The organism is Plantibacter elymi (nom. nud.) (genome assembly GCF_900177795.1).
GTDB lineage: Bacteria > Actinomycetota > Actinomycetes > Actinomycetales > Microbacteriaceae > Plantibacter > Plantibacter elymi.
The window spans coordinates 919,140-931,397 of the sequence record NZ_FXWJ01000001.1 but is presented as its reverse complement, the minus strand read 5'-3'; the positions used below and the strand labels follow the sequence as shown (position 1 = coordinate 931,397).

At 69.9% G+C, this 12,258-nt stretch carries 12 protein-coding genes; 3 read left to right on the top strand and 9 right to left on the bottom strand.

Annotation, left to right across the window (positions count from 1 at the left end; genetic code table 11):
- Nucleotides 1–6: 6 nt before the first annotated feature.
- From CCK91_RS04540 to CCK91_RS04525, 4 genes are read right to left on the bottom strand one after another with little or no spacing between them, the layout of a single operon-like run.
- Nucleotides 7–423 (bottom strand): RbsD/FucU family protein, encoded by a 417-nt coding sequence (locus CCK91_RS04540; protein WP_086473034.1) that lies wholly within the window; start codon nt 421–423, stop codon nt 7–9.
- 43 nt (nt 424–466) lie between these two features.
- Entirely contained in the window at nt 467–1,330 is an 864-nt protein-coding gene (locus tag CCK91_RS04535; RefSeq protein ID WP_086473033.1) for an amidohydrolase family protein, read from the bottom strand.
- Nucleotides 1,330–2,283 carry an aldo/keto reductase gene (locus CCK91_RS04530; protein ID WP_086473032.1) on the bottom strand — a complete coding sequence of 318 codons (954 nt, stop codon included), beginning with the start codon at nt 2,281–2,283 and terminating at the stop codon, nt 1,330–1,332. The genes CCK91_RS04535 and CCK91_RS04530 overlap by 1 nt, the downstream gene beginning before the upstream one ends.
- The gene (locus tag CCK91_RS04525; protein WP_086473031.1) at nt 2,276–3,565 is read right to left on the bottom strand and encodes an L-fuconate dehydratase; all 1,290 of its coding nucleotides are present in this window, start codon (nt 3,563–3,565) and stop codon (nt 2,276–2,278) included. Before CCK91_RS04525 ends, CCK91_RS04530 begins: the two co-directional genes overlap by 8 nt.
- A gap of 180 nt (nt 3,566–3,745) precedes the next feature.
- Between CCK91_RS04525 and CCK91_RS04520 the strand changes: the two genes are divergently transcribed.
- Together CCK91_RS04520 and CCK91_RS04515 are read left to right on the top strand one after the other, a co-directional pair.
- Complete coding sequence (locus CCK91_RS04520; RefSeq protein WP_086473030.1) at nt 3,746–4,648, top strand: fumarylacetoacetate hydrolase family protein; 903 nt, start codon at nt 3,746–3,748, stop codon at nt 4,646–4,648.
- Nucleotides 4,645–5,415 (top strand): SDR family NAD(P)-dependent oxidoreductase, encoded by a 771-nt coding sequence (locus CCK91_RS04515; protein ID WP_086473029.1) that lies wholly within the window; start codon nt 4,645–4,647, stop codon nt 5,413–5,415. The genes CCK91_RS04520 and CCK91_RS04515 overlap by 4 nt, the downstream gene beginning before the upstream one ends.
- Before the next feature lie 129 nt (nt 5,416–5,544).
- On the opposite strand, the gene CCK91_RS04510 is transcribed toward CCK91_RS04515, so the two are convergent.
- Nucleotides 5,545–6,207: a MarR family winged helix-turn-helix transcriptional regulator gene (locus CCK91_RS04510; protein ID WP_242664314.1), complete on the bottom strand. Its 663-nt coding sequence runs from the start codon at nt 6,205–6,207 to the stop codon at nt 5,545–5,547.
- Between the two features lie 53 nt (nt 6,208–6,260).
- Between CCK91_RS04510 and CCK91_RS04505 the strand changes: the two genes are divergently transcribed.
- Nucleotides 6,261–7,022 (top strand): hypothetical protein, encoded by a 762-nt coding sequence (locus tag CCK91_RS04505; RefSeq protein ID WP_086473027.1) that lies wholly within the window; start codon nt 6,261–6,263, stop codon nt 7,020–7,022.
- 193 nt (nt 7,023–7,215) lie between these two features.
- Here CCK91_RS04505 and CCK91_RS04500 read toward each other — a convergent pair whose 3' ends face one another.
- The 4 genes from CCK91_RS04500 to CCK91_RS04485 form a co-directional block, all read right to left on the bottom strand.
- Nucleotides 7,216–8,394: a glycoside hydrolase family 1 protein gene (locus tag CCK91_RS04500; protein WP_086473026.1), complete on the bottom strand. Its 1,179-nt coding sequence runs from the start codon at nt 8,392–8,394 to the stop codon at nt 7,216–7,218.
- A 188-nt stretch (nt 8,395–8,582) separates the two neighbouring features.
- Nucleotides 8,583–10,370, bottom strand: coding sequence for an ABC transporter ATP-binding protein (locus CCK91_RS04495; protein ID WP_086473025.1), 1,788 nt, complete (start codon nt 10,368–10,370; stop codon nt 8,583–8,585).
- The gene (locus CCK91_RS04490; protein ID WP_086473024.1) at nt 10,367–11,287 is read right to left on the bottom strand and encodes an ABC transporter permease; all 921 of its coding nucleotides are present in this window, start codon (nt 11,285–11,287) and stop codon (nt 10,367–10,369) included. The genes CCK91_RS04495 and CCK91_RS04490 overlap by 4 nt, the downstream gene beginning before the upstream one ends.
- A complete protein-coding gene (locus CCK91_RS04485; RefSeq protein ID WP_085512196.1) occupies nt 11,284–12,255 on the bottom strand; it encodes an ABC transporter permease in 972 nt (323 codons plus the stop codon). The genes CCK91_RS04490 and CCK91_RS04485 overlap by 4 nt, the downstream gene beginning before the upstream one ends.
- Nucleotides 12,256–12,258 lie beyond the last annotated feature (3 nt).

Sequence of the window (12,258 nt, the reverse complement as noted above, 5' to 3'; positions counted from 1 at the left end):
ACGGCCTCACGCCGTGCGTGTCACGAGGCCCTTCCGCAGGGTGACGTTCCCGTAGGTCCTGGTCTCGCCCGTACGGATGATGAGGAACGCCGTGGCGGCCTCGTCGTAGTAGGCGAACCGGTCGACGAAGCGCACGGCGTCCTCGGTCGTGCCGGCGGCGGCGATGAGTTCCTGCTGGACGTCGAGCACCGTGCCGTCGGCACTCGTCATGAGGTCGAGCACGGGTTCGTCATCGAGCGGGATGACCGTGCGCACCGCTCGGAGGACCTCAGGTGTCGAGAGCGTCGGGAGGACCACGACGCGTTCGCCGAGCCGGGCGGCCGGGAAGTGCGCGTCGGCGATCACCACCGTGTCCGAATGCCCCATCGCATCCAGGTGCAGCAGCAGTTCTCCGGTCAGCACCGGGTCGATCCCTGTCAGCATGGTGACCTCCTCGTCATGGTTCTGTATCCATCCGTCTGCCCGATCATGTCAGTCCGTCGACGCCGACCGGCCCGCGGGGGTCGAGCCGGTAGACGCGCGTCGCCGTCCCTCCACGGAGTGCATCGCGTTCCGCCGGCAACAACTCGTCGACGAGACCGGACAGCTCGTGCCAGACCGCACCGTACCCGCCGCTCCTGATCGTCATCGGCCAGTCGCCGCCGAGCATCAACCGCTCGGCCCCGAAGCAGTCGAGCGCGGTGTCCCAGGCCCGACGCACGTCGGCCGCAACGAACGGCCGACCGGCATGGTTGAGGCCCGACACCTTCGCGACCACGTTCGGTGACGCCGCCGCCGCGGCCAGCTCGGTCGCCCATCGTTCGAAGGCCTCATCGTCACGCGGCGGCTTCGCGAGGTGGTCGACGACGATCGTCAGCCCCTCCTCCAGCCGCGCGAGTTCCGTGGCGTCACGGAGCAGCCGAGGGAAGGCGTTCGGGAGATCGAGCGGAAACCCGCGGTCCGCGAGGACCGCCGCCAACCGGCGCGCGGGCGCGGCCAGGAGCAGGCCGTCCCGGGGATCGTCGTGCAGCAACTGACGAACGCCGCGGAACCGCGGGTGCGCGCCCCAACGGTCGAGCAGTGCCTCGGCCCGCTTCGCATCGTCGATCGGCACCCAGCCGACGACGCCGGCCACCCAGCTGAAAGCGTCCGATGCACTGAGCATGGACATCGTGTCGAGCTCGGTGTCGTCGGCCTGGACGAGGATCGCCGCATCGACGCCGGCCGCTTGCAGCTCTGCGGCCGCACGCTCTGGCGTGAAGTCCTCGCGAAGCGCTTCGTCGGCCGAAGCGAGCCAGTGATACCCGTCGGCGCGATTCCACAGGTGGAGGTGCGCGTCGATCGTCCGCATCAGCCGAGCAGCCCTCTGGTGCGCAGCTCCGTCCAGAAGGTCTCGGGGATCGGCTCCTTGAAGCGCTCCACGTTCTGGAGCATCTGCTCCGGCCGCGAGGCGCCGACCGCGACCGCCCGCACGGCGGGGTGGCGGAGCGGGAACTGGAGGGCGGCTGCAGGCAGTTCGACGTCGAACCGACGGCAGATCTCGGCGATGTCGACGGCGCGGTCGAAGACCTCCGGCGGGACGGCACCGTACTCGTACCGTCCGTCGCGGTCGGGGACGGCGCGGGCCAGCAGACCGGAGTTGAACACTGAGGCGGCGACCACCCCGACGCCGTGTTCCAGGCAGGCGGGCAGCACCTCCTCGGCCGCCGGTTGCTCGGCGAGCGTGTACCGACCGGCGATCATGATGAGGTCGGTCAGGCCCGTGCGCACCGCGGCGAGCAGAGCGGCGACGTCCATCGACCCGATCCCGACCGCCCCGACGAGTCCTTCGTCGCGGAGGGCGGCGAGCGCCGGTATCCCCTCGGCGATCCCGGACTCCGGATCGTTGCGTTCCGGGTCGTGGAGGTAGAGCACGTCGACGTGGTCGAGTCCGAGTCGCTCGAGGGACTCGTCGAGCGAGCGACGCACGCCCGACTCGCTCGCGTCCCACTCGCGCCGCAAGGTCGCCGGGACGACGAAGTCGTTGTCCGTGTCGAGCGCCCCCTCCCCCGTGGGGTTCGGCACGAGGAGGCGGCCGACCTTGGTGGACAGGACGTACTCGTCGCGAGGCTTCGTCCGGAGGAAGGCGCCGAGCCGACGCTCGGAGAGGCCGAGGCCGTAGTGCGGAGCCGTGTCGTAGAAGCGGACGCCGTGCTCCCAGGCCGCATCGAGGATCGCCCAGGCCTCCTCATCGCTGAGCTCGCGGTGGAGGTTGCCGAGGTTGGCGGCGCCGTACGCGAGCCGCGGGACGAGCAGGTCAGACACCGGCGCCCCGGAAGGTGAACTCGGCGATCGACGTCGCGAGCATCTCCGAACCGCCGCCGGGGGCGAGCGGCGCGCGGTACCGGCCGGCGACGATCTCCACTGGCTCGACGAAGTGCTCGTGCAGGTGGTCGACGAATTCGATCATGCGTCCATCCTCGCTCCCGGACACGGCGATGAAGTCGAACATCGAGAGGTGCTGCACCGCCTCGCACAGCCCGACGCCACCGGCGTGCGGGCAGACCGGGACGCCGAACTTCGCGGCCAGGAGGAGGATCGTGATGTTCTCGTTCACCCCGGCGACCCGCGTGGAGTCGATCTGGAGCACCTGGAGGGCGTCGGCCTGCAGGAACTGCTTGAACATGATGCGGTTGGCCATGTGCTCGCCGGTCGCGACCGGGATCGGGGCGACGCCGCGCGCGATCGCCGCGTGGCCGAGGATGTCGTCGGGGCTCGTCGGCTCCTCGATCCAGGCGATGTCGTAGGGGGCGAGTCGGGACATCCAGTCGATCGCCTCCGCGACGTCCCAACGCTGGTTGGCGTCGACGGCGATCCGGATGTCGGGTCCCACCGCGTTCCGGGCGATGGCGAGGCGACGGACGTCGTCTTCCACGTGACCGCCGACCTTGAGTTTGACCTGCGCGAATCCGTCCGCGACCGCCTCACGACACAGGCGGTCGAGCTTCTCGTCGGAGTAGCCGAGCCACCCGGGCGTGGTCGTGTAGGCGGGGTACCCGGCGGCGAGGAGGGCCTCGGTCCTGGCCTCGCGTCCGGGTTCCGCGCGTCGGAGGATCTCGAGGGCGTCGTCCGGGGTGAGGACGTCGCTCAGGTAGCGGAAGTCGACGAGCTCGACGAGCTCCTCCGGCGTCATCGAGGCGAGCAACCGCCAGAGTGGCAGGCCGGCACGCTTCGCCTTGAGGTCCCAGAGCGCGTTGACGACGGCGCCGATGGCCATGTGCATGACGCCCTTCTCGGGACCGAGCCACCGGAGCTGGGAGTCGTAGACGAGTTCGCGCCAGAAGGCTCCGAGGGCGTCGAGCACGGGCTCGACCTCGCGGCCGAGGAGGTGCTCCCGGAGGGCGTGGATCGCTGCGACCTCGACGTCGTTGCCGCGTCCGATCGTGAAGACGAAGCCGTGGCCCTCGTGACCGTCGTCCGCGTCCGTCACGAGCCGCAGGTAGGCGGCGGAGTAGTCGGGGTCGGGGTTCATGGCGTCCGAGCCGTCGAGGGTGGTCGAGGTCGGGAACCGGACGTCGTGCGTCTCGAATCCGATGATGGTACTCACGTCGGCATGCTCCTTCGGGCTGGTGCCACTGAGCTTAGACATCCGATGTCTGAGCTGTCAATGCGCTCGACCCGGCCGAAATCATCTGTTGCGACGGGCAGATCGGGCGGTAGAGTTCAGACGTTATCGGCTACGGAGCCGGGTCCGCACGCGGGCACCGGCGGAACCGGAAGGACCAGCATGCGCTTCGCCAGACTCGGCCCCGTGGACGGGGAGACCCCCGTCGTGTTCGCGGGCGACACCGCCTACGACCTCCGATCGATCACCCCCGACATCGACGGAGCGTTCCTCGCCGGCGGCGGCGTCGCCCGCGTTCGCGCCGCCCTCGAGTCGGGTGCCCTCCCAGTCCTCGACGGCGCCAACGAGCTCCGGATCGGCGCTCCGATCGCCCGGCCGAGTGCGGTCGTCTGCATCGGGATGAACTACGCGGCGCATGCAGCGGAGTCCGGGTCCGCCCCTCCTGAGATCCCCATCATGTTCCTGAAGACGCCCAACACGGTCGTCGGCCCGAACGACGACGTCCGCATCCCGCGAGGCAGCACGAAGACCGACTGGGAGGTCGAACTCGGGGTCGTCATCGGCGAGCGCACCTCCTACCTCGACAGCCCCGAGGACGCCCTCGGCCGCATCGCCGGCTTCGTCACCGCGAACGACGTGTCGGAGCGTGACTTCCAGATGGCGGCGAGTGGCGGGCAGTGGTCGAAGGGCAAGTGCGCTCCGGGCTTCAACCCGACCGGCCCGTGGCTCGTGACGCCGGACGAGGTCGACGCCGGCGCCCTGCGACTCCGCAGCTGGGTCAACGGCGAACCGCGCCAGGACTCGAGCACGGCCGACCTCATCTTCGACGTCGCCACGGTCATCTGGCACCTGAGCCAGTACCTGCAGCTCGAACCCGGCGACCTCGTCCTGACCGGCACACCCGAGGGCGTCGCGCTCTCCGGCCGGTTCCCCTACCTCGCACCGGGCGACATCTGCGAGGTCGAGATCGAGGGCCTCGGCCGCCAGCGACAGCGGTTCGTCGACCCCGTCCCTGGAATCGCGCCGACTGCCAAGCCGGCCGAGGCACTCGGAGCCCGCGCATGAGCGCCGGAGACTCCGGCGAGTTCGACGGACTCGTCGCGATCGTCACCGGCGGCGCTTCGGGAATCGGGGCCGCCATCGTCGAACGCCTGGCCGCCGACGGTGCCAGCGTCGCGATCCTCGACCTGAACCCGTCGCCCGACGAGGACTCCGCCACCCGCCTGTCGGTGCGGGCGAACGTCGCCGACGACGCGTCGGTCCGCGCGGCGGTCGACGCCGTCGTCGCACGGTTCGGCCGCCTCGACATCGTCGTGAACAACGCCGGTATCGGCGCGCAGGGAACCGTCGAGTCGAACGACGACGACGAGTGGCACCGCGTCTTCGACATCAACGTCGTCGGCATGGCCCGCGTGACCCGCGCAGCCCTCCCGCACCTGCGCGAGTCGCCGTCGGCCGCGATCGTGAACACCGCGTCGATCGCCGCGACGGCGGGACTCCCCCAGCGCGCGCTCTACACGGCGACGAAGGGGGCCGTGCTGTCCTTGACGCGAGCGATGGCCGCCGACCACCTGCGCGAGGGCATCCGCGTGAACTGCGTGAACCCGGGCACGGCCGACACCCCCTGGGTGGGCCGGCTGCTCGACAGCGCCGCCGACCCGGCCGCGGAACGCGCGGCACTCGAGGCACGTCAGCCTCATGGCCGACTCGTCGCCGCAACCGAGGTCGCCGGTGCCGTCGCCTACCTGGCGAGCCCGCGATCAGGCTCGACGACCGGCACCTCGATCGCCGTCGACGGCGGGATGCAGGAGCTCCGCCTCCGCCCCGAGTAGCGAGGGCCGGTCCCGACGCCCGCCTCACCGTTCACAACTCAGGAGCGCCCCGGCGCGTCCGGCCACCGAGGGGATGATGGGGCTCGACTCACCCGGGACGCTTCTGAATTGCGAACCCGGAGTCGAGGATCAGGCGGGCGATTCCGCATCGGGGCGCGGCCACGCGGCGACGAAGCGCTCGAGGAAGGCCGCGAACTGCGCCGCCTCCTCGGGCGTGAATCCCGAGAGCGCAGTCGTGACCGCGTCGCGTCGACCCCGGTGCGCCTCCTGCAGGACCGCGCGGCCGGCGGCGCTCAGCTGCACCACACTGCGTCGACCGTCGTTCGGGTCGACCGCGCGAGCGACCTCGCCGCGCTTCGTCGCTTCGGCCACGAGCCGGCTCGCGCGAGGCTGGTCGACGCCGATCGACTCCGCGAGTGCACTGATCCCCATGCCACCGACCGCCTCGTCACGAGCGAGCGCGTCCAGCATCCGGAACCGAGCCGCCTGGGCGATCGCCTGCTCGCGCGGGTGACGGGCGCCACCGCCGGGACCCCAAGGCCCACCGAAGCCGGGTCCGAAGCCCGGACCGCGCCCGCGCCCACGCTCGTCATCAGCGCTGCCGTCGGCGTCGTGCCGATGACCCCCCCCGTGCTCATCGTGGTGGTGGCGACCGGGCCCACCACGTCCGCCGCGTCCGCCGAAGCGACGGCCTGACTGGTCCCGCCGGATCTGGACGAGGGCTTGCTCGATCATCTCCACCGGGTCGGTTGCTGTGGGTTCGCTGGGCTGCGCTTGACGACCATCGGACATACATGTCATTATACATTTACATGTAACAGAGCATGCAAACAAGGAGACCACTCATGAACACCCCCACGACTTCCCCAGAGCAGTCCACCACCCAGTCCACCGAGCGCCCGCGCGGCTTCTGGCTCCGCACCGTCGACCACGCGGTCAAGCACTCGATGCACGAGGTGCTCGCCGAGGACGGCCTCGGCCGCCGCAGCTGGCGCACCCTCGAGCTCATCGCCTCCGGCGCCTCGAGCGTCGAGGAGATCGGCGCCTCGCTCCCGCCACACCGCCGCGGACCGCGCGGCCCCGAGCGGTTCGGCCGCCGCGGCGGGTTCGGCCCCGGTCGCGGCTTCGGTCGCCCCGAGCGCACCGCCGAGACGACGGCGGACACCGCATCCGCGGAGCGTCCGCGCGACCACGAGCACGGCCACCCCGCTCACGATCGGGCCTCCGGGCGCGGCCGCGAGTCCGGTCCCGGCTTCGGTCGTGATCACCGTCCCGGCGGCGCACCGTTCGGTCCTGGCCACGGCCACCACCGCGGTCCTCGTCGCTCGACCGCGGACATCGTCATGGACTTCGCCGCCCGCGGCTGGGTCATCGTCGACGCCGACGGCATCACCCTGACGGACGCCGGTCGCGAGGCGCACGACGCGCTCCGCACCAAGGTCGACGCGGTCCGCCAGACCGTCGCCGACGCCGTCTCACCCGAGGACCTCGCGACGACGCTCGCCAGCCTCGAGAGCATCGCCCGAGCCTTCGGCCGGGACGAGCACACAGCGCACGAGCACGGCCCGCGTGGTCGCTTCGGTCGCGGCCCCCGCAGCGAGCGCTGACCGGCCGCCGGCGTCTTCCGCCCATGCGGACCCGAGCCGACCACCATGCACAGAGCCCCGGGCAGCAATCGCTGCCCGGGGCTCTCTCGATTCGACCCACCGTCCCGTTCTCAGGACTCCGTCGCGTGTCGCCACCCACACCAGCCGGACACACCGGACATCTCCTGAGTTAGGGACGGGACCAGGGCTTCGGCTACTCCGTGAGGCCGTTCGCCTTGGCGACGTTCCCGAGCCACGCGAGGCTCGGCTTCGGCGTCCGCACGAAGGTCTCGCGGTCGACGGCGATGAGGCCGAAAGTCGGCCGGAAGCCGCTCGCCCACTCGTAGTTGTCGAGCGCGCTCCAGTGGAGGTACCCCTCGAGCTGGATCCCGTCCTGGATGCAGGCGTGCAGCTCGCGCAGGGCGCCGTCCGTGTAGTCGATCCGGCGGGTGTCGTCCGAGGTCGCGATGCCGTTCTCGGTGATCATGATCGGCACCCCGCCCGACAGCTCCCAGGCACTCCGCACACCCTCGGCGGCGGCCGGCGGGTAGAACTCCCAACCGGTGAGCGTCGTCTCGACGCCGTCCTCGACGGGCAGCGGGCCCTTCGGACCGATGAACGTGCGCGTGTACGCCTGGACGCCGAGGAAGTCGTCACCGGCGGACTGCTCGAGGTACCAGTCGTCACGCGGGTAGCCGTACTCGCGCAGCATCTCGTCGGAGCCCGGCTCACCGTTCGACCGGAACGCCTGCGTCGCGATGGTCCAGCCGGACTTCAGGCCGGACACCTGGGAGAGCACCTCGCGCGAACGCTTGTGCGACTCGAGGAGCGCGTCGGCCACGAACAGGTCCGGGTTCGGCAGGCCGTACGCGACGAGGTTGGCCGCGTCCTCACCACCGGCGAGCATCGCGGCGATGTTCGGCTCGTTGATGGTGCAGACGTGTTCGACACCCTCGCCGACGATCGGCAGGGTCAGCTCGGTGTACCGCGCGAAGAGGTCGGCGGCGTCCTTCGCCCGCCAGAACCCGTCGCGCTCGAACCAGCGCGGCACCGTGAAGTGCATGAGCGTGACGACCGGGTTGAGTCCCAGCTCGTGCGCGGTGTCGACCATGCGACGGTAGTGGTCGACCTCCGCACGCGAGACGATGCCGCGCTCGGGCTCGATCCGGGCCCACTCGACGCTGAACCGGTAGGTGTTGAGCCCGGCGTCGGCGAGCAGCTGCATGTCCTCGCGGTAGCGGTGGTAGCTGTCCATCGCGTCGCCCGAGGGCTCGACGATGTTCGTCCCGGCTTCGTGCTCGTGCACCCACCAGTTGCTGTTGATGTTGTTGCCCTCGATCTGGTGGGCAGCGGTGGCGGCGCCCCAGAGGAAGCCGTCGGGGAAGGTCAGCACGGGTGTTGCTCCTGTTTCATGTAGAGGTGTGGCCCTTCGACAAGCTCAGGGACCGGGACGAAGACCAGGCCCTTCGACAAGCTCAGGGACCGGACGGGGCGGGCTCAGGGACCGGACGGGGCGGGCTCAGGGACCGGACGGGGCGGGCTCAGGGACCGGACGGGGTGGGCGCAGGGACCGGACGGGCGTCAGCGCTTGGCGCGGGCCGGGTTGGGGACGGCGTCGAGCAGCTGGATCGTGTACGGATCCTGCGGGTGCTGCAGGACGTGCGCGGTCTCGCCACGTTCGACGACGCGACCCTGGTTGAGGACCATGATGTTGTCGGTCACGAGTCGCGCCGACAGCAGGTCGTGAGTGATGTAGAGCATCGAGACGCCCCACTGCTCGCGCAGGTCCTCGAGCAGCGCGAGCACACCGGCACGCAGCGACACGTCGAGCATCGACACGGGCTCGTCGGCGATGAGCACCTGGGGGTCGCTCGCGAGTGCCCGGGCGATCACGACGCGCTGCCGCTGTCCACCGGAGAGCTGGTGGGGCAGCTTCGCCGCGAACTGCTCGACGGGCGAGAGGCCCACCGTCTCGAGGAGTTCGAGCACCCGTTTGCGGACGGCGTCGCCCTTCAGCCCGGTGAAGTTCACCACCGGCCGGGTGAGCGTGTACTCGACCGTGTGCAGCGGGTTGAGCGCTGCGTACGGGTCCTGGAAGATCATCTGCACGTTCTTGTGCAGGTTCCGGATGCCCTTGCGGTTGAGCTGGGCGACGTCGAGGTCACCGAAGCGGACGGCGCCGGAGGTCGGCTTCTCGATGCCCGTGATGAGCTTCGCGATGGTCGACTTGCCGGAGCCCGAGGCCCCGACGAGCGCGAGCGACTGACCGGGTTCGAGCGTGAACGACACGTCGTCGACGGCCGTGACCGCGGACTCACCGCGACGCGGTGGCGGGTAGACCTTCGAGACGGCGTCGACGATGACCGCCGACTCGGCCGAGCGACCGGCTCTGGCAGCAACGGTCCCTGAGCCTGTCGAAGGGCCCGACTCGGAGCTCGCGCTCGTCGCGGTCGGGACACTCGTCGTCGTGCCGGACACCGGAGCCGTGCCCCGGTTCGCCCGAGACGGGAATCCGGGCAGCTCGACGACCGCGGCGCGCGGGTCGGCGTAATGACTGAGCAGCATCCGCGTGTACGGGTCCTGCGGACGCTCGAGGATGTCGCGGCTCGGGGCGTCCTCGACGATGCGGCCCTCGTGCATGACGAGCACGCGCTGCGTCGCCTCGAGCACGACACCGAGGTCGTGGCTGATGAGGATGGCGGTGAACCCCTCGGCCTGCTGCAGCTCGGTGATCGTGTCCATGATCGCGTGCTGCACGAGGACGTCGAGCGCGGTCGTCGGTTCGTCGAACACCATGAGCCGAGGCTCGAGCGACAGGGCGAGCGCGATGGACACGCGCTGACGCATGCCGCCGGACAGCTCACCGGGGAAGCGCGCGAGAACCTGCGGCGTCAGCCCGACCTTGCCGACCAGCTCGTCCATCCGGGCGTCCCAGCGGTCGCGGGACACGTGGCCGTGCGCCTTGAAGATGTCGACGAAGTGGTTGCGGATGGTACGGACCGGGTTGAGCGCGTTCATGCCCGACTGCAGCACCATGGCGAACCCGCCCTGACGCTGCTCGCGGAGCGCCTCGTCGCCGAGCTCACGGATGTCCTTGCCACCGAAGAGGATCTGCCCGCCGTTGATGCGTGCCGGCGGCTTCTGCAAGCGGGTGGCCGCGAAGCCGAGCGTCGACTTCCCGGAGCCGGACTCGCCCACGAGCCCGATGAACTCACCGGCACCGACGGAGAACGACACGTGGTCGACCGCCTGGACCGGCGCGGCGCCGACGGACTCGTAGACGACGGACAGGTCGCGGACCTCGAGGAGCGCTCCGGTCCCGGCTGCCGGCGCGGACGCGCTCTCGGCCTGGAGGTTGACGGCGTTCATCGTGACTTCCCTTCACGGAGGCGCGGGTTGCTGATCGCGTCGACACCGAAGTTGATGAGGGTGAGGCTCATCGCGAGGAGCGCGATGCAGAGACCGGGGGCGAAGAGGAGGATCCACTGACCGGTGAGCAGGGCGTTGGAGTTCTGCGCCCAGTAGAGGATGGTGCCCCAGCTGACGATCGACGAGTCGCCGAGGCCGAGGAACTCGAGGCCGGCCTCCGCGAGGATCGCACTCGTCGCGGCACCGAAGAAGCCACCGGCGATGAGGGACGTCATGTTCGGCAGGATCTCGTTGAACACGATGCGGAACGGTCGGTCGCCGGAGAAGCGGGCCGCGGTCACGAAGTCACGCGAACGCAGCGACTGCGTCTGGCTGCGGAGCACGCGGGCACCCCACGCCCACCCGGTGATCACGATGACCGCGACGATCATCACGAGCCCACCGTTCTGGAGGTACGCGGCGATGACGATCATGAGCGGCAGGCCGGGCACCACGAGGAACAGGTTGACGATGAAGTTCACGACCTCGGCGCCGAAGCCCTTGATGTAGCCCCAGCTGAGGCCGATCAGGACCGCGACGATCGTCGACAGGATGCCGGCGATGAACCCGACCGTGACGCTGATCTGCGAACCGTAGATGAGCTGGCTGAGGACGTCCTCGCCCGCCGCCGTCGTCCCGAACCAGTGCTCGGGGCTCGAGTCGGCGTTCCGGGGGAACCCGTCCTGGCTCGCGCCGTACGGTGCGAGCACCGGCGCGAAGATCGCGACGAGGATGAAGAACGCGAGGATGATGAGCCCGAGGCGGGACTTCCAGTTGGCCCAGAGCGTCGCCGCCGATCGACCGATGAAGGCGAACTTCCTCGGCGGACGCACGGTCTGGTCGGACTGCAGTGTCTTGACGTGCTGTGTGGTGGTCATCGGCGGGTCCTTGGGTCGAGTACGCCGTACAGGATGTCGACGAGGAAGTTGGCGATGAGCACGCTCACGGTGATGAGCAGGAACAGCGCCTGCATGAGCGGGTAGTCCTGTCCGATCACCGCGTTGAACAGGAGGAAGCCGATGCCCGGGTACCCGAAGACCTGCTCCACGAGGATCGAGCCGCCGACCACACCGCCGAGCGCGAGCCCGAAGCCGGTGAGGTTCGGGAGGATCGCGTTGCGGGCCGCGTACTTGATGGCGACCGTGCGACCACGGAGACCGTTCGCCTCGGCGAAGGTCACGTAGTCGTCACCGAGGGTGTTGATCATCGCGTTGCGCATGCCGATGATCCAGCCACCGAGGCTCGTCACCAGGATCGTCAGCGCCGGCAGCACCGCGTGGTACGCGACGTCGACGATGAAGTCCCAGGTGAAGGCCGGTGAAGCCGTCGGGCCGAAGGCGCCCGAGGTCGGGAACCAGTGGAGCACGTAGCCGGCGAAGAACAGCAGGAGCAGTGCGGTCCAGAAGTACGGGAACGTGCTGGCGAACGTGCCGCTCAGTGTCGGCAGGGCGTCGAGCCAGGTGTTCCGCCGCCAGGCCGCGAGCACGCCGATGAGGGTGCCGAGGATGAAGGCGACGATCGTCACGATCCCGAGCAGGATGATCGTGTACGGGAACGCCTGCCAGATGAGCTCACCGACCGACTGCGGGAAGAAGGTGTACGAGACCCCGAAGTCGAGCGTCACGACCTGGTGCAGGTACGTGACGTACTGCTCCCAGAGGTTGCCGCCGGGGACACCGAGTTGGGCCTCGATCGCCGCACGTGTGGCCGCGGAGACCGGGCCGTTCTGCGCGAGCTTCGCGATCGCGGCGTCGGTCGGGGAGCCGGGCATGAGCCGCGGCAGGAGGAAGTTCAGCGTGACCGCCGCCCACAGGGTGAGGACGAAGAGGCCGAGTTTGCGCACCATGTA

What these genes read in the sequence shown, in the direction of transcription:
- CCK91_RS04540 (WP_086473034.1), bottom strand. Translation starts at nt 423, where the DNA reads ATGCTGACAGGGATCGACCCGGTGCTGACCGGAGAACTGCTGCTGCAC.
- CCK91_RS04535 (WP_086473033.1), bottom strand. Translation starts at nt 1,330, where the DNA reads ATGCGGACGATCGACGCGCACCTCCACCTGTGGAATCGCGCCGACGGG.
- CCK91_RS04520 (WP_086473030.1), top strand. Translation starts at nt 3,746, where the DNA reads ATGCGCTTCGCCAGACTCGGCCCCGTGGACGGGGAGACCCCCGTCGTG.
- CCK91_RS04515 (WP_086473029.1), top strand. Translation starts at nt 4,645, where the DNA reads ATGAGCGCCGGAGACTCCGGCGAGTTCGACGGACTCGTCGCGATCGTC.
- CCK91_RS04510 (WP_242664314.1), bottom strand. Translation starts at nt 6,207, where the DNA reads ATGTCCGATGGTCGTCAAGCGCAGCCCAGCGAACCCACAGCAACCGAC.
- CCK91_RS04505 (WP_086473027.1), top strand. Translation starts at nt 6,261, where the DNA reads ATGAACACCCCCACGACTTCCCCAGAGCAGTCCACCACCCAGTCCACC.
- CCK91_RS04495 (WP_086473025.1), bottom strand. Translation starts at nt 10,370, where the DNA reads ATGAACGCCGTCAACCTCCAGGCCGAGAGCGCGTCCGCGCCGGCAGCC.
- CCK91_RS04490 (WP_086473024.1), bottom strand. Translation starts at nt 11,287, where the DNA reads ATGACCACCACACAGCACGTCAAGACACTGCAGTCCGACCAGACCGTG.
- CCK91_RS04485 (WP_085512196.1), bottom strand. Translation starts at nt 12,255, where the DNA reads ATGGTGCGCAAACTCGGCCTCTTCGTCCTCACCCTGTGGGCGGCGGTC.